Below are 23013 nucleotides of genomic sequence, written 5' to 3' on the forward strand. Positions count from 1 at the left end.
GAACGACGAAAGGCTGTTAGCGTGAATTTCCGTATGGATTCTTGTTATAAACGCAATTTCATCTGATGTTCTATTGCGGGCACTTTGAACATTCCGAGATCTTTCGCCATTGGGTCAGGTCAGAGGCGTGGCCCGGTGCGGGGTTTTCTTGGACGAGCCAGCCCGGCGGGGTTCGTGTGAGGCCATGGAAATTCGTTTGACCTGAACCCTTGCAATCGATTTACATCTGATGAAGGATACATTCATCAGATGTAAGCAGCGAAGGGGTAGTTTTTGATGGTCGGAAACGGCTCCGAGCCCGGGGCGGTGGGACTGCATCTGCTCGGCGACCTGCCGCTGCTGCGGCCGGAGGAACAGGTCTTCACCGCCATGCTCGACGGTTGGCGCAACCAGCAGCTGGCGCGGAACCTGGCGTTCTCCACGATCGAGGGCCGCGAGAACGCTGTGCGGTCATTCACCCACCACGCCGATGCCTTTCCCTGGACCTGGACACCGCAAATGGTTGATGAGTGGATGGGTGATCTGCGTTCGGTCCGGAACCTGCGTCGCTCCACGTTGCGGAACTACCAAGGCACCGTCCGTTCCTTCTGCACGTTCATTACCGATCCCGCCTATGGCTGGGCCACCGTCTGCCAGGAACGCTTCGGAACCCACCCGATCCAGGTAATCCACGAGTGGAACGCCGCCGTGCATGCCCAGGAAGCCGAGGCTGGACCGGCAAAGCGTGCCTTCACCCGTGATGAACTGCAGGCGTTCTTCGACCATGCCGATGAACAGGTGGGCCGGGTGCGCGGGCAGGGACGCAAGGGCTGGCTGCCGGCATTCCGTGACGCAATGCTCTTCAAGACCGCCTACGCCTTCGGACTGCGCCGCAACGAGACGAGGATGCTTGATGTTGTGGACTTTGGCCGCAATCCCCGGGGCCCTGAGTTCGGGGAATACGGTGTCCTCTACGTCCGCCACGGCAAGGCAAACAAAGGCTCTCCGCCCAAGCGCCGCAGCGTGCTGACGGTCTTCGACTGGTCAGCGGAGATCCTGCAGCAATGGAATGAAGAGGTCCGTCCGATGTTCCCAACGGCCACGTCCGGGGCTCTATGGCCCTCGGAACGCTCCGCACGCGTGGGTTTCACCCAGATGAACACCCGCTTCGGCGCCTATCGTGACAGCCTTGGTCTGGACCAGGGGCTGGACTTCCATTCCTTTCGACGCTCCTACGTCACGCACCTGATCGAGGGCGGCTGGGACGCGCGGTTCGTCCAGGAACAGGTCGGTCACGAACACGCATCCACCACCTCGATCTACACCTGTGTCTCTTCCGACTTCCGCACCAGGACGCTGCGCCGCGCCCTGGACACCGCCGTTGCTGCCGCCCTGCCGCCTGAAAGGAAACCACAATGAAACGCCACGTCAGCTACCAGTGGAGGCTCCGGGAGGTCATGGCCACCCGCGGAATATTCACCGCCACCGACCTATCCCCGCTGCTGCTCCAACGCGGCATCGAGCTGTCCTCGGTGCAGGTCTGGCGGCTGGTCACCCAGATCCCCGAGCGGCTCTCCCTCCCGGTCCTCGCCGCGCTCTGCGACATCCTGGAAGTGACCCCCGCCGAGCTGATCGCCACCCGGGCAGAGGCCGTGGCCCCACGCCGCACCGCCACCGCTGGCGCCGAAGTCGTGGACCTTGCCGCCACCATCCGACCCAAGCGCGCCAGGATCACCCCCGAGTCGTGAGCCCTGCTTACGACAGTCGCGAGAAATATGAGCGGTGGCACGTGCGCACCTGTGTTCGCTGCTGCCGGCATGCCGCCAAGGCGGCGAACTGGTCCGATGGACCCATCTGCCGGAACTGTCTGGACAAGGCGACCCGCACCTACGGTCCCTGCCCCGGCTGCGATGCAGAGCGCCTGCTGCCGGGCAGGGACGGCGCGGGGGCGCCTATCTGCCGGGACTGTGCGGGAATCACCCGGGATTTCTTCTGCGACCGTTGCCGCTTTGAAGGACGACTGCTCGGTAAAAGACTGTGTGAAGGATGCACCCTCACCGACCGGCTGAGGGCACTGCTTGATGATGGCACGGGCCGCATCCACCCACCCCTGATCCCGCTGTTCGATCAGCTGAGGACCATGCAGCATCCAGCACTGGGGCTGGGCTGGCTCAGGAGTCCGCAACCCCAAGCCCTGCTCAGTGATCTTGCCTCCGGCCGGCTCGAATTGACCCACGAAGCGTTCCAGCAACTGCCCCATTGGAGAAGCGCGGCCTATTTACGCGACCTGCTCATGCAAAGCGGCGTCCTGCCCCGCAAGGACAGGCAGCTCCTGCTCTTCGAACGGTGGCTGGACACCCATCTGGCCGCCGTGACGGATGTGGAGCAGGCCCGGCTGCTGCGCCGTTTCGCCACCTGGCACCAACTCCGCAAACTTCGGGCCAAGGCAGCCAAAGCCCCGCTGGGCATCTCTCCGACCAAAATGGCCCGCCAACAACAGACCCAGGCCTTGGCGTTCCTGACCTGGCTCGACCGCCGCGGCACGGCCCTCAACCACACCCGGCAAACCGATTTGGACCTCTGGCAAAGCGAGAATTACTCGACGCGCCGCTCATCCCACACATTTCTTACGTGGTGCATGAAGATCGGCAGCATGCCCGTCCTGACCATCCATTACCGCAAGTCAGCCGCCCAGACACCCATGGGCCAACACCACAGAATCAACGCCATCCAGCGGCTCCTCACCGAGGAGAGCATCCCGCTGCCCGCCAGAATCGCTGGGCTGCTGGTACTGCTCTATGCCCAACCGGTAACGCGCATCTTGAGACTCAGAACCAGCGACATCGCCACCGACGGTGGCACCACCACCATTCGTCTGGGTGACCCGCCGACGCCGGTACCCGAACCGCTGGCCCGGATCTTGCATGATTATGTGGCAAACCGCCCCCATATGGATTCGGCAACAAATCCCGGATCTTGCTGGCTGTTCCCGGGGCACCGCGCAGGAGAGCCCCTTCACCAGTCCACGCTCCTCAGTTTCCTTCACAAACTGGGCATCCCACCCCAACGCGGACGAACCTCCGCGATCCGACACCTTGCGCTCCAGATCCCGGCCCCTGTCCTCGCCCAAGCACTGGGATACCACCACACCAGCACCACCAGGATCGCCGCCGAAGCAGGATCACCCTGGAGCGGCTATGCAGCAGGAGCCCACGACCAGTCGCCACACACAGCCGAGACACCACCTGAATACAGACCACTTGAATAGCGGTTGTTACCAGTACCAGACCCCTCGACCTCAGAACTGCCCCTACTGCCCACCGCGCGACAGCAGAAGGTCCTCAATCTCATGGATCAGCACGCCCAAAAAACATAAACTCGTTGGCCTGCCGCTCCGTGATAGTGCTGCATGCCGTGTTGATCTGAAACGCTGCAATCGCCGAAACTGCAGTAGGACCAGGCGCTAGCATCAACTGCCCATACGGAGCTCGGGTCTTGCCCATGATGGTGTGGGGCACGAAGAGTCAGCTGCGACCTGTAAGCTTCTAGCGCTCACACGCACCACGAACGAGTCACACTTGATCCTATTCTTCTAGGACCGATTAAACATTGGGGAAGGCATACATTTTGAACGAGTACCTGGAACGGCTCCGTTTCGCAGTAGCGGATCACACCGCAGTCGTCGTTGCTGGCACGGGGGTCAGCAAATCCCTCAGCTCAGGAGCCCCCACCGCCGACTGGGTAGGCCTCATCCGCAACGGCATTGAGCGGGCAGCGAGAGACATTCCCAAACTTGATGCATGGCAAAGCCTCCAGGAAATCTCGCTCGAACATGCCTGTACTGACGGTGATACTGACGATCTGATCAACGTGGCTAGCGCTGTCGCCACGAAATTGAAGAAGCACTCGCCCCAACTATTTTCGGACTGGCTTCGCGAATCTGTTGGCCTCTTGCCGCTCACGGAGCCCGCCCTCGCCCAGAGCTTGGGAACACTTGGGCTCCCCATCCTCACTACCAACTACGACACACTTATTGAACAAGCGCTGGGACTGCCCTCGGTAACCTGGCGGGACCCCGAAGCGATGCGCGAACTATTCAAAGGCGAATCGCGAGCCGTCGGACACTTGCACGGAATCTTTGATCGCCCGGACAGCGTGATTCTTTCAGATACCGACTACTCAAGAATCCTGATGGACAATCGGGCACAATTTGTGCAGCAAGCCCACTATGCAACTAAGAGCTTCATTTATGTCGGCTACGGAAGTGGATTAGACGATCCGAATTTCTCCAAATTGCTGGAGTGGCATTCTCGAGCCTTCCCAGAATCGCGAGGTGACCACTTTCGTCTCTGCAAAAACGACGACGTTCAGAGCCTCAGCCGCCAACATGCACAACACGATATTCGTGTCGTGGGTTACGGCGATGAATACAGCGATCTGACCGGGTTCTTAAATACATTGGTTCCGGAGGCTGCGAACGGAACCACCGTGGTTATACGGGATAATCTGGCCTACGCACGTGAGGCTATTACTGAACAAGTCCGCCAGGAGATGGTCGTCGCGGCGGAGATCGATGACATCGACGAGCGAGACTTAAATGCGCTCACCGTTCCTCCCGTTTTATTGCCCTACTCGCACGAACAGTTCGCTTCCATGCAGGCAGCGGACGATGAGACGACTCGACCGAAGCGAATCGACCCGCACGACGTCCATGGTGGAAGCAAGATCCTGATTGTCGTTGGTGACGAACACTCCGGCCTTACAACAGCACTCCGCTGGATTGTCGCGCAGACATCTTACGTGCGGGAGAACGTGGCTCCGATATACATCGATGCGCGCCATGCAACCTCGCCAAACAGGCCACTGTCGAATCTCGTGGTCCGTGAAAGTCTTAGCCAGCGACTAATTGACTCTCGACGGGACGAATTGCCGCCCTATATCTTGGCAGTTGACAACCTCACGCCGAACGAGTCGCTTTCATACAAGCGCTCTGCAGCAGACCTACTGTCCCTGAACACGGACTTTATAGTTGTCGGGTGCAAGCAAGGATTAGAAAGGGAACTGGCCAGAGACCTCTCAAAAGGAAGGCTGGAAGTCGAGACCTGCTTCATGGGCAAGCTCAGCCGCTCCGACATTATGTCTTTTGCCGAAATCATCGCTCCTCAACGAGCAGAAGACATTTGTGATGGCGTGCTGGACGTGATCAGGCGTGAATACCTTCCCCGGAATCCATTCACAGTGTCACTGCTAATTTCTCTGTTCGTCCAGGCCCGCAGCGATCAATCACAAAACTCAGAAACAGCCGTCCTCAATGACTACGTCCAACTTTTGCTGGGACGAAATGGGCCGGTAGTTGATGCCCGCATGGCGCTCAGCCTGCAAAATAGGGAAACGGTCCTGGCGGAACTCGCTAAGCACTTCGTTCGAAACCGCAAAGGCGCATTGACGCACGCCCAGGCAATCGAGACGATTCAAACCTTTTTTGTGAGCGTCCAATGGAAGGAAGATCCAACTGCTGTTTTCGAAAACTTCCGAGCAATTCGAGTTCTGAAGGTTGGGCACGACAAGGTGCAGTTCCAGCAAACCACCTACCTTCACCTATTTGCCGCAAAAGCAGCGATTGCAGACTCCGACTTTTTAGAGGAGCTGCTACAGGACCCTCTCTTCTTTTCGCCCATAATCGGTCACTACGCTGCACTCATTCGCAATAGCCGTACGGTCGTCGAAGAAGTTTCGAAATTGCTGTCTGGGGAAGCCCCCGACTCATTCAAGAGCGGCGCCTTCGGAATCATGGAGAAACGCGAGGTACCCGAACATCTCTCACCAAGCCAGGAAAACTCAGAGGTGCCAACTGAGACCGATGCTCCAAGTAGCGGCACCACCAGTTCCGCCCACGACGATGAGCAGAAAGAGGGTGATTATGACATCTCAAATGACGCCGATACGGTGCCCTTTCAGCTGGAAGACACTTCGAACCTCTCGCCAGCCACCCAACTCTCGTGGAGCGTCGATCTCGTTTCCCGCGTCTTGCGAGATAGCGATCAACTAACTGACGCCGACCTCAAGAATCGGGTCTTCGCAGACGTCCTGACGTGCTGGGGCGCACTCATAGCGCGTTGGGAAGAAGAAGAAGTCTTCGTCGAAGCGACGCGGAGAATCGCCAAGGCCATGGTTGAAGCAGGAGACCTGCCGGAGGAAAAGGAAGAAGAAGTCGCGACTCACATGGCACTTCTTCTTCCCGCTTTCACTGTCGTAAGTGGGATTGGAGCACGGCTCGCTTCGAGGAAGTTGCTGGTCCCGTACGACAATCTGTTGCAAAATACAGAGTTCATGGCCGGCGTCTATGGGCCACCTATGGCGGCCTGCTTCGCCATGAATGTCGGGGATTCAGACTGGGCAAGCCGCCTCCCAGACCTAGTCAAAACACACGGAAACCGTTGGATCGTCTCAGATTTTCTGTTTGGGGTCATGTCTTTGCTCTACCGGCTACAGGACCTTCACTATCGGGATGAGGAAAATATCCTGCAGTTTCTAGTCAATCGACAAGCTGAACGACACAAGTTTAAGTCGGAGCAGCACAAGAGCGTGTCCTTAGCAGACTATAAACAACGAATGCGAAAAGATCGTACGCTAAATACGCGGAGACGCCTGCCTCGCGGCACGAGCCCACTCGAAATTCTGGGAACCCAAAGCGACGATGATTAGATCGACAAAGGATCCTCCGCCCCCCATTGCAGTCAGATTTTCCGGAGGTGATTTGGTGAACACCCCATCAATGCAGCGAAATTGTCGAGACTTTGTCATCGCAGCTACCGAGGCCAAACCAGTCAATACGTTCTTCGGCAGCGCCGGTAACAAATCATGGAACGTTTAGTTCCCTGCTTCCTCGGATAACAGCCCAAGGTGCCGGGACACGGTCGTCCTGCTCACCCCCAACAGTTTGCCGAACTCGGAGGGGTGTGAGACCGGCCGTCCGGTACTGACGTGAACTGTGCCGGTAAGCATGCCGCTGTTTTGCGAGCGGTGCCTGCTTACCGGGGTATTGCAGGTCAATCGCCAATAACCGCACTTTCGATATTTCCCGCCGCATTGCATGCTGACCTGCAGGGTTCAGAGACGTGTAGCTGGGCCCGCAAGGCGTCACGCGCCGGGCAGAATCTCCGGGTCGTGTTCGAGTGCTGCGGTGATGGCGTCCGGGGACGGGAGGGTGGCCTTCTCATCGACTGGCAGTGCCTCGTACGTGTAGGACGTCACGGCCAGGGGCTGGGCGGAACCGTCCAGGGCATAGCGCACTGTGCGGTCGTTCTTGGACCCGCACACCAGGATCCCGACAGTCGGGGCCTGTCGGGGCAGCCGGAGCATGTCGTCGACGGCCGCGACGTAGAAGTTCAGCTGTCCCAGGTGCTCGGGCTTGAACTTGCCGGCCTTGAGCTCCACCACCACGTAGCGGTCCGAAGGCACGTGATACAGCAGAAGGTCCACGAAGAAGTCATCCCCATCGACATCCAGGTGGTGCTGGCGCCCGACGAAGGCAAATCCCGGACCGAACTCGGCCAGAGTCTGGGAAAGGCGCAGCGTCATGGCCTCCTCCAGGGCATGTTCCTGGGCTTCCTCGGTGAGTCCCAGGAAGTCCAGGACCAGGGGGTCCTTGGCAACCTCCCGCGCCAGGTCGGTGCCTTCGCCCGGCAGCCGTGCCTCGAGGTTGTTGGGGGCCGCGCCGGTGCGGGTGTGGAGGGAGGTGCGGATCTGGTGCTCCAGGACGGCCACCGACCAGCCGTGCTGGACGGCCCGTGTGGCGTACCAGCGACGCAGTTCCTGGTCGTTCAGCTTGTTCAGGAGCGCAACGTTGTGGCTCCAGCTCAATTGTCCAGACGGCGTCTGGACAATTGGTTCCCCGCCGCTCCAGGCCGCGGCGAAGGCGCGCATGTTGTACACATTGGTCCGGGAGAATCCCTTCATGTGCGGGAACTCCGCGCGCAAGTCATGGGCGATGCGGTCAAGGACCTTGCTTCCCCATGGCTGGCCATGCTGGCGTTGAAGGATGGTGCGGCCGATGTTCCAGTACAGCTCGATCATGGCGGTGTTCACGACGCGCTGCGCACGGTGCTGGGCTTCCCGCACGAGGTTCTTCAGGGTGGTGAGTGCGGCGGAATAGTCCCCGGGAAGGTCAGGCTCGAGCTCGGTCATGGTTCAACCCTAGTTGGAGTCACCGCCGTTCTGGCGCAATGGTCCAGACGTCGTCTGGACCATTGAGGGCACGTGGAATACCCCCTAGGGTTGTCCAAGGACGACCCTCGTCCGTCGTGTGGAAAGGAAATATTCCATGTCAAAGAGCGGAATCGAAACCTACAACGAAAACGGCGAGTGGAAGAGCAGGCGCCAAGGAAGCAGCCGTCCCTTCGCTGTAGGTGGGACCAAAGCGGAACAGCAGGCTAAGGGCCGCGCTGCAGCAACACGGGACAAAACAGAACACACCATCAAGAAGCTGGACGGCACCATCGGGGAAAAGAACTCTTATGGCAGTGATCCCAACCCTCCCAAAGACAAGAACTAGGGGTAAAAGGTCTGCTGAACGGGTTCGAAGACGGGCCGCTAGCGTTGAAATGAGCTTTCAACCGACGTGCTGTCCGGGATACTTGATGCTCCCGGACTGCGCACGATGGTGGGGTCCGACCAGTATTGGGCCCCAACATCGTTTAACGCCAAACCCGGGTCTTGAAATGGGCAAGCTCCAACCAGCTCTACCAAGCCCACGTCACCACCTCGGGCCGGCCCGCGATACCTTTAGAATCACAGGTGGTGCGTTGACCGGTTGAGACCGCCATCCTTTGATGAGGCGAGAGCGGGTCTGCAGCAACACCATTTAAGCCGTGGGTCGCACCGGCAAACGGATCTGACACGAACTTCGTGAACAGCGATGGATCGTTGGTGCGGACGATGTCCCCCGCCCCGGAGATCGCACCGCTGGCATAGGCTGTTTGTGGTGTCGCTTTCCGCACCGGATGGGGACACAATTCCATCCTCCTCAGGGCTTTCGCCTGCCCGTGCTCCAGGAGTCAAGAATGGATAACGAGATTCAGCTGATCAGTGACGGCGACGGCGTGGCGGTCATCGGGGACCCCACGGCTGTCGAACGCTTCCTTGTCTCCGAGGGTCTGCCGTCGAAGGACCTCGGGCTTCAGCGTCTCCGGCCTGTCCTCGGGGTCGCGGCCGGGGTTGCCCACGCAGGTTCCGAGATTTCCGCCAACTCAGGTCGCTGGGTGAAGCTGACCGAGGAATCCGCGCAAGCCATCAAGAAGTACGGACTGATGAAAAGTTCCAAGACCGGGCTAAGCATGGGTGTGGTGCAGGCCAAGGACCAGGCCAAGGGGATCAAGGGAATTGTCCAGTTCGCGAAGGGTCCCGGTTCGCTCGTGGCAAACCCGGCAATCCTGGCTGGTGCCGCGGGGATCATGGCCCAGGTTGCTATGCAGCAAACCATGGATGAGATCACCGACTATCTGGCCGCCATCGATGAGAAGGTCGACGATGTGCTCCGCGCCCAGAAGGACGCTGTGCTGGCGGACATGATCGGAGTCGAATTTGTCATTGCGGAGGCCATGGCCATCCGCAAGCAGGTCGGGCGGGTCTCCGAGGTCACGTGGTCGAAGGTGCAATCCACGTCGATGACGATCGCTCGAACCCAGGCGTACACATTACGGCAACTCGACGCACTCGCGGAAAAGATGGAACACAAGACCAAGATCGGCGATCTCGCCCAGACGTCCAAGGAAGCCGAATCAAAGGTTCAGGAGTGGCTCGCCGTGCTGGCTCAATGCTTCCAACTGCAGGATGCAAACGCAGTGCTCGAACTCGACCGCGTGCTGGATGCGTCTCCGGAGGAACTGGACCAGCATCGCCTCGCACTGAGGGCTGCCCGGCAGAACCGGTTGGAAATCATCGCACGAAGCACTGGGCGTCTCATGGCTCGCATGGATGCGGCGGCCGGCACCGCCAACACGAAGGTGCTGCTGCACCCGACCGCGTCCCGGGCCATAGTGCATTCGAGCAACCATGTCGCGACCGGAGTCGTTGACTTTCACGGGCTGCTTGGGATCGATCGCAGTCGACAGTCACTGGAGGCCAAACGATGGGTGGAAGCGGCCACGGAGGCAAGGGACAGGGCGCTCGAGACAGGGGCAGGGGGCGTCGATGCCGCCGGGCGCCTCGGTAATGAGGCCCTCGACCTCGCCAAATCGGTGAGGAACAAGCTTTCCAGCAGGATCGTCGATCGAGCGCTGCGTCGGCACGGGAACGACGAGGAACCTGCCAACCAAGACTAAGTTAACGCCGACCGTCACCCTGGAGAGCCCGTCTGGCGCCGTCACGCTGAGTGACAGGAATTTGGCTGGTTCATTCCGTCACCTTATTTTCCCTTTGATTCGCGATCTGACTCCAGAGTCAGTTCCAAATCCACTTCATGACCCGGTCGCGGGCAATGATCGGGGTTCCCTCCGCTCCGCGCAGGTGCGCCCGAACATAAGTGGGTCGTCGGCTCACACTCATGCGAGAATCCGACACGAGATGGCTGGTCGTGATCCAACGCAAGTGGGCTCTCACTCTCCACCGGTGATCCTTGCCGCGCTTGCGCTCCCCGCCCCTGTCAGAAGGGGGCGGGGAGCCCGGCCGATTCAGCGGACGCATCATAATGATTTTCACCTGCGAAGACCTCGAGGAAGCCTGCTCACCCGGTGTCGGAAACGAATCCGTTGAGGCCTCTGCCACTTTCAAGGAATTCGCAATGATGAACAGGTTCCCAATGAACATGACCAGTGACTGGTGGTGGGGAATCTTGAACGCCGGCACGCCGAAATTGCCCAACCAGGAGGCTAGGCTTTCACGGGTCACAGTCTTCATGAAAGGTAACGAAAACTCGCTGATCAACCGGAAACGATCCGCATCAACGAGTGAATCAATGTCCGTACTGTCACTGTTGGTATACAGCTGGAACAGGATCTCCTCGTCGCCTTCGACATACCAGGAGATTGCGGATACGGCGACCTGGATGCGCTCTTCGTCCTTCAGCGGTGTCGCAAAGTGGCCGTAAAGCGTCGGGACTTCCAGGACCACGAAACCGCTCAGGGCGGGCATCGCCTCAGCGAGATTCCATCTAGCAGTCGGCTTCACGACTCCGTCCATGTTGAAGTCTTCGACAGCGATCATTGCTTCGTCGCCAATTTCCCGGCCAATCCACCCCAAGGAGAACGTTGCAAGCTGGTCGGCGAAGTACCGCAAATAAGCGGCATCTCCATACTGCTGGGCTGCAGCCAGCTGATCAACCCGCTCGTGTACACCTTCAAGAAGACCATCCCGCAGGGCGGGAACGTTCTCGGGTTTGGAGCGGCTGAGCGTCGGAGGACGCATGCCGGCAAGCCATGGCGAATGGACCATGTTACTCATCGGCTAGGAAACGCTCGTCGGAATCACGTTACGCAGGTGCTCGCCGTAGTACCCAACGAAAAGCTTCTGGTTGGACTTGATCGTGTCATCGGAGAAGTAGATGCGCGGGCCCGGAAGTGCCTGGTCGATACGAATGTGCGGGAAACATTCGATCTCACGGTCTCCAACCCACTGCTCATCCTCGCTGACCGAGAAGGTCCGTGTGCGACGGTACGAGGATGTTTTCGTTCCCGTGGTCGATGATTCCATTGCGATCTTATGCCGGGGGATCTGGAACTTCGCATCCGACGAAGATGCAAAGTCGACGAACGAAGCTGAAATCTCGTCCTTGACCATCTTTTCGGCATAGTCGTTCAGGGACAGGAGTGCATGAAGCGCCTTTTTGGACCATGACTTGCTGCGTTCAAAGCCATCCAAGGATTTTGCTGGTGTGAGGGCATCGGGTGAGATCGAGAGGTATTTGAGATTTTCGTCGGCGTACCTGTATAGGTCGAGGTTGTTTTTGAAGGCAGCCGTGATGAGCGTTATGTCGACTTCCTCTTCACCGATTCCCTCCGTTTGCTCCAGCACGGATGCTTCGGCGTCGTGCATGCGGTACCAGCTCAGTTTGGTTTCAAGCTGAACCATCTTGCGGCGGAGTTCTTCGTTCTCCGATTCCATGAGGTCAATTAGTTCGGTTGCCTCGCGAGCATCTTTATCCCTGGTGATGCTGAGCTTGGAAATGTAGTCGAGCTGGTCAACATCGAATTCGGCTGTGGCGGCAGCCTTGAATCCGTCGCGGGACACCGTGAGCTTGCGGACGGTTTCGTTGAATTCGTCTATCTCTTCAAGGAGTGCTCGCCGGCGCTCCTCATCTTGTGCGGCTTGGGCTGCGAGCTCTTTGCGATGCGCTTCCCTCATCTGGGAGATCTTCTTGTTGGTGGACTCTACAGATTCCTTGGCTTCTCGGATGAGCTTTTCAACGGTCAGGTTGAGGTTTCTCTTGTCGCCATGCAGCTTCTCCGCTTCCTCGGTTGCATTCGCCAACTTGGCATTCAAGGTCTCAATGAGATCCTTGTCTTTCTCCGAAGTTTCGAGGTCAGAGAAATCCATTCCGCTGATCTTGATGGATTCCTCGAGAATGAGACGCAGGGAATCGTTGAGCAGACTGATTGACCCTGGCTGAGTGACGTTAGGTTCCGATGTTTCTTCCGTTAAACGCTCAGTATTCGGCTCACTAACCGGAGCTTCCCCTATGGGGATTTCCTGGGTGGCTTCCTCGGGTTCAGCAGGCTCTTCCGGCAGACTCACCTTGTAAGTGTCATGAAAGCGGAGAGCTTCACTGTTGACGCCCTCAAAGTAACCTCGTGATTCTTCGACAATGCGCCCCTCGAAAAGCCTTCTTGCTCGCTCTTCTGCCTTTTCGTGATCGGTGCCATTGGCGTCGACGATGAATTCGGTGAGGATAACAGCTTGCTCAGCCTGCGTGAATACACCGGTTTCAAAACCGATGAACGGCAACCCAATTGGCGAGAAGTTCGAGTCCACCGGCTGTTCGGAATCCAGAATGTTCTGGGACTCGGTGGAGCCGGATATGAGAGTATCGACGCCATCGAGGGCGTCTACGCCGAGGAACCTGAGTGCTGCGTAACCCAAGCATTGGTCCAGATCAGCGCGCAGCTTCGCTTCACCACCCCGCAGGCTGATCTTGATTGGAAGCTTCAGGCTTCTGACATAGTTCTTTGTTGTACCCTGATCACCCTTGTCGGTATTCTTCTTGAAGAGCATGGGGCCTGTGGAACACAGGATAAATTTAGTGTCCTTGTTCATGAGGACACCCGGCTTTTTACCCTGATTTCGGGAGACGCGCACTCTTACCAGAAGAGGGTTCTCCTCTTGGTACTGCTTGATGATCTTGGCCGAGGGCGGATGCAGTAGCCTGCCGTGGGAGATCTCCATCATGCAAGTCTTGTTGTTGCGCTGCAGGTTGTTGGTGGGGAAGCCGAATCTTGGGATGAGCTCCTCAGGGATGACCTTCGTTTTGACCCTGTTGTCGGCGAGGGCGTTTAAGGTGAAACTTCTAAGGTTCAGTATTTGGCTGTCAGAAACCCTTGTCGATTTTAAGTTCGCGTGGACGGGAATCCATAACCCTTTGAGCTCTGGGTGTTCTAACCATGAGGTTGCCCACGCCCCTGTGAAGAACCCATTCTCCTCGACGGGTCGGGCTGCTTCTTCGTCCTTCGGGAATGATTCTGCATCCAATGGAAGGCTTAGTCCAAACATGATGTTCCGATCGTCAGATGTGAATGTTTATCGCAGTACCAGGTGCTGGCACTTGTTGCCTTCTTCATACCCTAGGGCTTCCCCACTTAGGTGCTGTGGTCAGTGACCCAAAAGGTCGAGCTGACTTGCTACTTAGCGAGTAGTCCCAGCTTGTTTCATTCCACAATTCGCTGTCATCTGTCATCTTCCGCGCCCGACCAAATTGCCGGAGGCATGTTCTGTGATCACCTCGAATTAGGCGTTACTCATCTAGGGCTGGGTGTCGCAGGTATAGAGGGCGACGGATAAGTCCGATTTGGGGGCACCAGATTCTTTTGAGTGTGACTACCCCCAGCATCACCGAAGCTCCCATTCGATAAGAGAGCGCCAACACGGCACGCCACCTATCGAACGGGAGCTTCAGCACGCCCTACGAAATCCCCTCGCAGATCGATAGCACTACTATATTTTTTCTGCGGCCACCAAGGTCGGGGCGTCTGTGAACTTCGCAGCCATTGTCGGGTTCCCGCGGGTGAGGCGCTTGATCGTGAGGTCTTCGGCCTTGCTGTTCGCCAACCGGAGGTTATTCTCGGAACCGAGGAGCGATTCCTTCACCTTGTGCAGTCGATCGATCGACTTATCGATGTCATCGATCGCGTCCTTGAATTTCCGGGAGGCAAGGTCGTAGTTCCTGGCGAACCCTGTCTTGAAGGTGTCGAGCGCGTCCTCGAAATTCGTGATGTCGACATTCTGCTCCCGGACACGTGCGAGCTCGGTCTTGTATTCCAGTGAGTTCAGCGCTGCATTCCGGAGCAGGGTGATGATTGGGATGAAGAGCTGGGGGCGCACAACGTACATCTTGGGGTACCGGTGGGACACATCGACAATGCCACCGTTGTACAACTCGCTGTCGGACTCCAACAGCGAGATGAGAACCGCGTATTCGCAGCCTTTCTCGATTCGGTCCCTGTCTAGTTCCTTGAAGAAGTCCTCGTTCTTCTTCTTGGTGGCTGTTTCGTCTCCTTCGTTTTTCATCTCGAACATCACCGAGATGAATTCCGTGCCGGACTCGTCCGCCTCGCGGAAAATGTAGTCACCCTTGCTTCCGCTTCGAGCGTCGTTGTCCTTCTCGAAGTAGGCCATGGGGAAGCCGGCGGAGCGGATGCGGTTGAACTCGATTTCGCAGTGTTGCTCAAGGCTCTCACCGACCAGTTTTGTGGAGAGTTTCGCCTTGAGGTCCTTGTAGTAGGCGATCATGTCGTCTTTCGATTTGATCTGAAGGGCATGCGTGTCCCTCATTGTTGACTCAAGCAGCTGCTGCTCGGTCTCCTTGGCCAAGAGATTCCGTGCAAGGTCGTCCCGTTGTTTCTCGATTCCGTTCACGGCTTCCTTCACGGCGAGCTGCTTCGCGACCTCGCGAGACTTCAGCTCTTCCTTGAGACGTCCGATCTCGGCAGCTTTCTCCGCGGTCTCTGCCTGAAGCTTGTTGGTGAGCGTCGCCTCCGCAAGTTCAATGGCGGCCCGCTTCTCTTTGCGAGCCTCTTCGAGTCGCTCCTGAAGCACCTTCTGTTCAGTTGCTGTCGCCCCGAGATCGCGTGCAAGGGTGTCTCGTTCCTTTTCCAGGGCACGTACAGCCTCGGTGACTGCGAGCTGCTTCGCGAAATCGCGGGCTTTGAGTTCCTCCTTGAGACGCTCGATCTCGGCGTTTTTCACTGCCACGTCCTTCTCGAGAACCGCCGCAACCTTTGCCTCGGCGAGCTCGACCGCATTCTGTTTTTCTGCCTCCAGCAGCTCGAGCCGTTCGTGGAGGGCCTGCTCGAACTCGCGGTCATGCACCTGCTTCAAAATGTCGGCGTAGCCGGCCTCATCGATGGTGAACGCCTTGTGGCAACCGGGGCAGATAATCTCGTTCATGGGGACAACCTTTCAGTGAATTTGTGTGTCGTTTGACGATTGATGTACATACCCGGCAGCGTAGGGACCGCCCTTTTCCACACCGTAACGGACATTACGGGGCGAATTCATGATGTGACTTAGGAACCTCGATTTACCTAGCAGGATTATGGTCGAACCCGGACGCCCGGAAGCAGCCGACCGCCTGATCCATGTTGTTCGACTGGCCCTACATGTCTGGTTCCCCCGGTTCTTTCCATTGGTATGTGGGGGAGAATTTGTTGAACTCAGAGCATTTAAACGCTTCCGAGCACAGCGAGAACGCTCAACGGGTATGCCGCGATGGACGCATAGAGGAACATTCATCAACGAACCATCCTGAGCCAAGCCCCTAAGCGGACGCCCCTGCTGCGGTGGCACACCTCCGACACCGCAATGGTTTTCTGCCTTGTCGGCGGTATGAGATTGTCTAGCGTTTTTCCTCGACGGTCAGCGTCCACCCGTCAAAGCCTGCTGCCTTGACGTCAAGGTAGTAGCTACCCGGGGCCTTGTGCAGCACGGTGTCTGCCTTTTCGGTCTTGTCCAGCATCAACAGCGGGATGCCGCCGTCGGTGGCGATGTCAACGCCTTCCCTTTCCAGGTACACGGCGCCCACGGCGAAGTCACCACCTCCAGTGAATTCATAGCTCATCCGGGCTTCGGCGCCGGTCAGTTCAAAGGTTTCACTGGCCTTGTCGTTGCCGCCCTTCAAGGCAATGACCTTCGTCCACTTTTTCGCTTGCTCCGCAGGAGCCACAGCCGCAGGTTCCCCGGCGGGCTTCTCGGCCTGTATCTGCTGCACGGATGCTGGGCTTCCTGCATCAGCTGCTCCCCCGCCGGCGTTGGGTCCGGCGAACGCTCCGAGGAGGACGACGATTGCGGTGACGATCCATGCGACCGTCTTTCCCTTGTCGTATCCGGCCAAGGGCGCACCGGACTTGTCACGTTGTTTTCCGGCCAGCACCAGGATCAGGTCAACGAGGACCCAAACGCCCAGGCCCCCGAGAGTCAGCAACTTGAGCAGGCCCGTGCCGATCTTGCCGAGGTAGAAACGGTCAACACCGAAAACGCCGAGGAAGAGGGCGAGGAGCCAGGTGGCGATAAACGACTTGCGCGGGGCGGGAGCCAGATGGCCCTGCATCGGCTGCTGGGGGTGGGTCTGGTAGGGATTGGTGGTGCTCATGGTGTCCTCCTTGCCGCTGTCGCGGCGGTGAAATGGTTTTGGGATGCGAATGTAAAGATGAGTCCTACTGATCCTGGCGGGCCGACATTGTGCCCCTATTTCTTTTGCCAGCTGCCGCAATTTGAGGACTTGAAATCCTGGCCCCTGGCCAGATTCACCGTGGGCTTTCCTCCCCCGGGGATGTCATTGTCGATGATGTCGCTGCCGTTTGTTCCTGATCGGTAGACACCCCAGTAGCATCGGGACCCCACGGTCTCCTTGGCCCGGTAGGTGCCCGGCTTGATGTCTTCACCCACGGTCCAGGTCCCGTCGCTGACGGTGTTTGCGGCGGCTTCCGTCTCGGCCGTGCCGACTGCCTTCTCACGCGTCTCGACGGCTGCCGCGGCCTCCTCGACCTCTGTTTCCTTTTCACCCACTGCGCTTTCGCGTTCCTCCAGGTCGGACAGCAGCGTGTCGTGCGTGGTCGTCAGTTCTTCCAGCGCACCGCGGTACTTGTCCCGGTCGGCGCCGGCCACCTGGGCATGGCTGACGGCCGGGGCGTATTCATCGCTGGTGGTCGGATCCGCCACGGCCAAGCCGGCGAAGACGCCGCCTGCGAGCAATCCGGCCGCCAGGATGGCGGCGAAGATAGTTTTGCCGCCCTTGCCCATTGGTGGCTTTGGTTCTCGAAAAGTCGGTTCCATTGGCGTTTTCATGGCTGTTCCTGGCTTTCCACAACGATGTTCAGGCCATTGTCAGGATGGTAGTTCCAGCTGGCCCCATAGCCAGACCAGGCGGCATCCTGCATTCCGTCGAGCGACCTGGTACTGGCCATGCGCGACTTCACGCTTTCGGGCATTTCCAAGGCGTCCAACACGCACACAACGTCCGAATACGGTGCCCCCTTCGTGTCATTGCCCGCGGTCTCCAGCGTCACACTGTTGCCCTCGTCCATGACGGTGACACCCAGGACGTCGACCAGCTCGCAGGCTTGGACGGCGTTCGTAATGGCCGCCGAAGGGGAATCGGCTGCGGGTGCGGTGCTGGCGGAAAAGCCAATGCCCAACCCGATGGCGAGACCGGCTACCAGGCCGACCCCGCCCGCAAGCCAAAGGTTGTTGTACTTGGGAGCCTGGTTCCGGAAGCCGGCGTGGGCGCCGGTGGTCGATGGTTCGGTGTCGGTTGCTGCTGGTTCCTGCATGTCGGTTCCTCCTTGGAAGCTGCGGTGAAGTGTCGTGCAGATGGGACCGCCCCAAGCGGTCCCATCTGCCCTAGCGCCGGGTCTCCCCCAAGCTCCGGGCATGTTCCCAAGCTATGGGGCATTGGAGGAATGGCAGTAACAAAGCACTGATAACGGGGGTTATCAGCGTTGACAGTTCCAATACTTGCCTCTTCAAGTAGTGTGTACCTAGGCCCATGCAGCAGCGAAAGGAGACGTCAGATGGAAAGATCGGGAACAACCCTCACGCTCTCCCTAACGGACGTCTCGTTGCTGGCCCGGGTGCAACGCCCCGTGGTGTCGATGTGGCGGACGCGCAGCCGTAACACGGCAACCCCATTCCCCGCCCCCGTTGAACAGTCCAACGACCAGGAGCTCTTCAACGCGGACGAGGTGGTGTCGTGGCTTCGGCAAACGGGTCGGGGAAACAATCCCGACGCGGCCGAGGACTCCGCAGCCTTTGCGAGCAACGCACGCGAGAATTTCGAGGTCCTCTCAGCGTTGCTGGTCCTCCGTGCCCTGACCGGGCTGGAGCTGGGCGGCGTGGATCCGGAGGACGTCTTAGACCTGGCCGAGGAAATAGACCCCGACGACGAATGCCTCTTCGGAGAGATCGAGGGCGACTCGGCATCCCTGGTACCGCTTCTAGCACTCGCGGACCAACTCAGCGAAGCCTCTTACAGCTCGGTTGCGGCCTTCGAAAAACTCGTGAAGGACCACTCCCGCACCCGGCGCACCGAGACGGTGTTCGCGGCGGCGGCCATTGATCTGCTGGCGTCAGCGGCCGTGGCACTCTCCGGGGAGACGAGTACCTTCTACGATGCGACACCGGATGATGGTGAAGTGCTGTTGGCCATTGCCGCCAAGTTCAACGAGTTAGACAATGTGGTTCTCGGCCTGTCCCCCATCATCCCGGTTTCGACCCGCATGGTCTTGCGGAGGTTGTGGATCAACGCCTTCAGCCGCGAGAACCTCCGACTTGAGGGAATCGCAGCGCGCATCCCCGGCCTGGTCACCGTCGCACACTTCCCCTACCGGGAACGGCCAGATCTCACCGGCCCGCAAATCCTGACGGATATCGACGACATTTCCCTGGACATGGACTCCAGCCAGGCCGCGGTCATTCTCGCTCCCGCAAGGCTGCTCACCGATGCTCTGCCCTCCGGCTCGGCGGCACGCATCCGCGATTCGCTGCTCCGTTCCGGAAAGATCCGCGCGGCCGTTCGCCTTCCTGCCGGGCTGCTGACCTCCAAACCGCGCCAACCCATGGCACTGTGGGTCATCGGCAAGGAACGGATCGAGGTTCCCATAGCCGAACGCTGGATGATGGTCGCCGATCTTTCCACCACGGGTCTAGATGAGGCCGGCCGCCACGACTTGGTGGCGGACCTACAGGCATCCATGCACGACAAGGCTACAATCCGTGCCCGCGCGTTCCGTTATGGCAGGCTCGTGCAGACCCGTCTGCTGTTGGCCGGCGACGGCAACCTTTGCAGCAGGCCACGCAGTGCACCCCCGACAACGGCAACCGGTTCAGATGCGGCGGCCCTCGTGATGGCGGAAACCGAAATCAATTCTCTCAACGCGGTTGCCGGCCCCAGGGCTCTGGATATCAGTGTCGAACCCGGCGACGCCATGGCCACGTCATCCGCATCCCTGGGTGAATTGCTGCACCACAAGTACCTGCGGTTGATCCCTGGGACCCGTTTGCACGCCACGGACTCCCAAGCCAGGGAAGGTTTCACGGTGCTGGGGCTTCCCGAACTGCGCGGCAGCAACACGCCTCGATACGTTGACAGACTCGTGCTCGCTTCGGACTATCCGCGCGCCCAGCTCACCGAACCGGGTGATGTCATTTTCAGCGATGTCGGCGCATCAACGGCAATCGTGGATCCGCACGGTGCAAGCCTCGTCCAGTACCCGGCCCGGATCCTGCGCATCAACAATGCCAAGTCCTTGGGGCTCATCGCCTCGGTACTCGCTGCGGACATCCGGGGCCGCCATGGTGGTCCGTGGCGTCGGTGGCTTGTGAAACGATTCCCCGAGGAACATCTTGCACAGACCAAGGCTGCCCTGGACGCGATCGCCGGTGAACGCCAGGTTGCCTTGGACCGCATTGCCCGATTGGATCGGCTTTCGGTCCTTCTCACCGAAGGATCGGCGACGGCCGCCCTGCGCATTACCAATAACAGATCCCCTCTGGAAGGAAACAACTAGTGCCTCCGAAAACAAAGGTTGAGACAGCACCCTCAACCGTGAAGGAACTCAAGGACACGCTCTGGAAGGCGGCCGACAAGCTGCGCGGCTCCATGGACGCGTCCCAATACAAGGACGTGATCCTGGGTCTGGTGTTCCTGAAGTACGTTTCGGATGCCTTTACCGAACGCCGTACGCAGCTGCACGAAGAGCTCGCAGCTGACGGGATGAGCGAAGACCAGATTAGCCAGCTGATCGATGACACCGACGAGTACACGGGCCGCGGCGTGTTCTGGGTCCCGGCGAACGCCCGCTGGGAGTACCTGGCCGAAAACGCCAAGGGACTGCCCGCAATCGACGGAGCCGCCCCAAAGAACATTGGCGAGCTCATCGATGCCGCCATGGATGCTGTCATGGCAGCCAACCCGACCCTCGCAGCCACCCTGCCCCGGATCTTCAACCGGGACTCGGTGGATCAGCGCCGCCTCGGCGAACTGCTCGACCTGTTTAACACCGCTCGCTTCACCGGCCAGGGCGCCGGACGGGCCCGGGACCTGCTCGGAGAGGTCTACGAATACTTCCTGGAGAAGTTCGCCCGCGCAGAGGGCAAGCGCGGCGGCGAGTTCTACACCCCCGCCGGCGTCGTCCGGGTGCTGGTGGAGGTCCTCGAACCGACCAGCGGCCGCGTCTACGACCCGGCCTGCGGCTCGGGCGGCATGTTCGTGCAGACCGAAAAGTTCCTGGACGCGCACCATGCGGACCGCACCGCGATCTCCGTCTACGGGCAGGAGCTGAACGAGCGCACCTGGCGCATGGCCAAAATGAACTTGGCCATCCACGGCTTGAACGCAAACCTCGCCCCTCGCTGGGGCGACACCTTCGCCCGCGACCAGCACCCGGACATGCAGGCCGACTACGTCATGGCCAACCCGCCCTTCAACATCAAGGACTGGGCACGCAACGAATCCGATCCGCGCTGGCGCTACGGCGTCCCGCCGGTGAACAATGCCAACTATGCGTGGATCCAGCACATCATTTCCAAGCTGGCTCCCGGCGGCACCGCCGGCGTGGTCATGGCCAACGGATCCATGTCCTCGAACTCCGGCGGCGAGGGACAAATCCGCGCCCAAATCGTCGAGGCCGACCTGGTCTCCTGCATGGTCGCCCTACCCACCCAGCTCTTCCGGTCCACCGCCATCCCGGTCTGCACTTGGTTCTTCGCGAAGGACAAAACTGCCGGAGAGCACGGTTCGGTGGATCGCACTGGGCAAGTGCTCTTCATCGACGCCCGGAACCTGGGCCACATGGTGGACCGAGCCGAACGTGCCCTGTCTGATAAGGACATTGCGAAGATCGCCGACACCTTCCACGCGTGGCGCGGCAGCGCTTCGGCAGAGGGCGAAGAGTACGAAGACGAGGCCGGCTTCTGCTATTCCGCTACCCTGGCGGACATCAAGGAAGCGGACTACGCACTGACTCCGGGCCGTTATGTGGGGGCGGTCGATGTGGAGGAGGACGGCGAACCGATCGAAGAGAAGATCGCGCGGCTGAAAAACGAACTGTTTGAACAGTTCGAGGAATCCGAACGTCTGGCGGCTGTTGTGCGCGAGCAGCTCAGGAGGGTGTCCTGATGGATCATGTCGTATTCGTGGCTCTAGCGGATGCCGGCGTCTCCGTTCTCGACTGCGAACACAAGACGCCTGCACGCTCGGTCGATGGATTTCCATATATTGCAATCCCAGACATTCAAGACGGTCGTGTCATCTTGGAAAGTACGCGGAAGATCTCTGAAACTGATTTGAAGATGTGGACTCGACGGACCACGCCTCAGCCGGGCGACGTAATTGTCACTCGACGCGGCCGTGTAGGAGATACCGCGCCGATACCTGCCGATTCAAGGTGTGCCATTGGGCAGAATCTAGTTCTCTTGCGCTCAGATGGAGTTCATGTGGATCAGGGATTCCTCAGGTGGGCGGTCCGAAGCCCACAATGGTGGACCGAAGTAGACCGGCTTATGAATGTCGGCGCAATATTCAGCAGCCTAAATGTGCGCGACATCGGCCAGATCCGCCTTAGCTTTCCAGACCTCCATATGCAACGAAACATCGCAGAGGTCCTCGACGCCCTTGACGACAAGATCGCCGACAACACCAAACTCGCCAAATTAGCAGACGAACTCGCCGTTGCACTTAGTTCCCAAGCCTTCGAGTCAGGCCCTGAACTCCCACTAATGGAACTTGCAGAGGTCACTATGGGCTCGTCGCCGGCAGGAACATCGCTCAATGAAGACGGTGACGGGACCGTGTTCTACCAAGGCATTCGGGATTTTGGGCTTCGTTACCCGGAGAGGCGGGTGTGGACGGATGAGCCGGGAAGGCTTGCACAGGAACTAGACACGCTCCTCAGTGTTCGAGCTCCAGTTGGCACTACCAATATCGCGTCAGAGAGCATGTGTATAGGACGAGGACTCGCTTCCATTCGGTCGCGACTAGGAACTCCGTACACGCTGTTTCACGCAATCAGGAGCTCTCCAATCTGGCAACAGTTTAATTCGGAAGGCACCGTATTCGGATCGATTAATCGGAAGCAGCTCGAGTCCGTGCATCTTAAGTGGGTAGATTCGGATGACCTGCAAGTATTTGAAACTAATCTTGCCTCGCTTGAGCGAGTCATCCGCACCGCTTCGTCAACTATTGAAACGCTCACTGCTACGCGAGATGCACTTCTACCCCAACTCATGTCGGGCAAGCTCCAGATTAAGGAAGCCGAAGATCTCGTAACGGCGGCCGTCTAGCGTCGGTCATGTTGCAGACGATGTCTGCAACATGACCGACGCTCTATAGAA

Annotated in this window: 16 protein-coding genes; 9 read left to right on the forward strand and 7 right to left on the reverse strand. The window is 59.0% G+C overall.

Annotation, left to right across the window (positions count from 1 at the left end; genetic code table 11):
* Positions 1 to 276 precede the first annotated feature (276 nt).
* From DQ353_RS16230 to DQ353_RS16245, 4 genes are all read left to right on the forward strand, one after another.
* Positions 277 to 1398, forward strand: a complete 1122-nt coding sequence (locus DQ353_RS16230; RefSeq protein ID WP_113764083.1) for a tyrosine-type recombinase/integrase — start codon at positions 277 to 279, stop codon at positions 1396 to 1398.
* Positions 1395 to 1727 (forward strand): helix-turn-helix domain-containing protein, encoded by a 333-nt coding sequence (locus DQ353_RS16235; RefSeq protein ID WP_113764085.1) that lies wholly within the window; start codon positions 1395 to 1397, stop codon positions 1725 to 1727. The genes DQ353_RS16230 and DQ353_RS16235 overlap by 4 nt, the downstream gene beginning before the upstream one ends.
* Positions 1724 to 3247 carry a site-specific integrase gene (locus tag DQ353_RS21375; protein WP_146755279.1) on the forward strand — a complete coding sequence of 508 codons (1524 nt, stop codon included), beginning with the start codon at positions 1724 to 1726 and terminating at the stop codon, positions 3245 to 3247. The genes DQ353_RS16235 and DQ353_RS21375 overlap by 4 nt, the downstream gene beginning before the upstream one ends.
* A 359-nt stretch (positions 3248 to 3606) precedes the next feature.
* Positions 3607 to 6684, forward strand: a complete 3078-nt coding sequence (locus DQ353_RS16245; protein ID WP_181578445.1) for an SIR2 family NAD-dependent protein deacylase — start codon at positions 3607 to 3609, stop codon at positions 6682 to 6684.
* Between the two features lie 435 nt (positions 6685 to 7119).
* Here DQ353_RS16245 and DQ353_RS16250 read toward each other — a convergent pair whose 3' ends face one another.
* Positions 7120 to 8166, reverse strand: coding sequence for a PDDEXK nuclease domain-containing protein (locus tag DQ353_RS16250; protein WP_113764091.1), 1047 nt, complete (start codon positions 8164 to 8166; stop codon positions 7120 to 7122).
* Positions 8167 to 8302: 136 nt separating this feature from the next.
* On the opposite strand from DQ353_RS16250, the gene DQ353_RS16255 reads away from it, so the two are divergent.
* Together DQ353_RS16255 and DQ353_RS16260 are read left to right on the forward strand one after the other, a co-directional pair.
* A complete protein-coding gene (locus DQ353_RS16255) occupies positions 8303 to 8533 on the forward strand; it encodes a DUF2188 domain-containing protein (protein WP_113764093.1) in 231 nt (76 codons plus the stop codon).
* Between the two features lie 490 nt (positions 8534 to 9023).
* A complete protein-coding gene (locus DQ353_RS16260; RefSeq protein ID WP_286166861.1) occupies positions 9024 to 10301 on the forward strand; it encodes a hypothetical protein in 1278 nt (425 codons plus the stop codon).
* 118 nt (positions 10302 to 10419) lie between these two features.
* Here DQ353_RS16260 and DQ353_RS16265 read toward each other — a convergent pair whose 3' ends face one another.
* The 6 genes from DQ353_RS16265 to DQ353_RS16290 form a co-directional block, all read right to left on the reverse strand.
* Positions 10420 to 11418, reverse strand: a complete 999-nt coding sequence (locus DQ353_RS16265; protein ID WP_146755281.1) for a hypothetical protein — start codon at positions 11416 to 11418, stop codon at positions 10420 to 10422.
* Positions 11419 to 11421: 3 nt separating this feature from the next.
* Positions 11422 to 13680 carry a hypothetical protein gene (locus DQ353_RS16270; RefSeq protein WP_113764099.1) on the reverse strand — a complete coding sequence of 753 codons (2259 nt, stop codon included), beginning with the start codon at positions 13678 to 13680 and terminating at the stop codon, positions 11422 to 11424.
* Positions 13681 to 14121: 441 nt separating this feature from the next.
* Positions 14122 to 15573 (reverse strand): DUF2130 domain-containing protein, encoded by a 1452-nt coding sequence (locus DQ353_RS16275; RefSeq protein ID WP_113764101.1) that lies wholly within the window; start codon positions 15571 to 15573, stop codon positions 14122 to 14124.
* Positions 15574 to 16021: 448 nt separating this feature from the next.
* Positions 16022 to 16774 (reverse strand): TM2 domain-containing protein, encoded by a 753-nt coding sequence (locus DQ353_RS16280; protein ID WP_286166862.1) that lies wholly within the window; start codon positions 16772 to 16774, stop codon positions 16022 to 16024.
* Positions 16775 to 16869: 95 nt separating this feature from the next.
* The gene (locus DQ353_RS16285) at positions 16870 to 17469 is read right to left on the reverse strand and encodes an Rv1352/Rv1906c domain-containing protein (protein ID WP_146755283.1); all 600 of its coding nucleotides are present in this window, start codon (positions 17467 to 17469) and stop codon (positions 16870 to 16872) included.
* On the reverse strand, positions 17466 to 17954 hold the full coding sequence (locus DQ353_RS16290) for a hypothetical protein (RefSeq protein WP_113764105.1): 489 nt from the start codon (positions 17952 to 17954) through the stop codon (positions 17466 to 17468). The genes DQ353_RS16285 and DQ353_RS16290 overlap by 4 nt, the downstream gene beginning before the upstream one ends.
* Positions 17955 to 18194: 240 nt before the next feature.
* On the opposite strand from DQ353_RS16290, the gene DQ353_RS16295 reads away from it, so the two are divergent.
* Genes DQ353_RS16295 through DQ353_RS16305 form a run of 3 tightly spaced genes read left to right on the forward strand, consistent with a single transcriptional unit; the run spans position 18195 to position 22962 of the window.
* Complete coding sequence (locus DQ353_RS16295) at positions 18195 to 20189, forward strand: hypothetical protein (protein WP_113764107.1); 1995 nt, start codon at positions 18195 to 18197, stop codon at positions 20187 to 20189.
* Positions 20189 to 21799, forward strand: coding sequence for a class I SAM-dependent DNA methyltransferase (locus DQ353_RS16300; protein ID WP_113764109.1), 1611 nt, complete (start codon positions 20189 to 20191; stop codon positions 21797 to 21799). The genes DQ353_RS16295 and DQ353_RS16300 overlap by 1 nt, the downstream gene beginning before the upstream one ends.
* Positions 21799 to 22962, forward strand: coding sequence for a restriction endonuclease subunit S (locus tag DQ353_RS16305; protein ID WP_113764111.1), 1164 nt, complete (start codon positions 21799 to 21801; stop codon positions 22960 to 22962). The genes DQ353_RS16300 and DQ353_RS16305 overlap by 1 nt, the downstream gene beginning before the upstream one ends.
* Positions 22963 to 23013 lie beyond the last annotated feature (51 nt).

The sequence above is a fragment of the Arthrobacter sp. AQ5-05 genome (genome assembly GCF_003287975.1).
Taxonomy (GTDB): domain Bacteria; phylum Actinomycetota; class Actinomycetes; order Actinomycetales; family Micrococcaceae; genus Paeniglutamicibacter.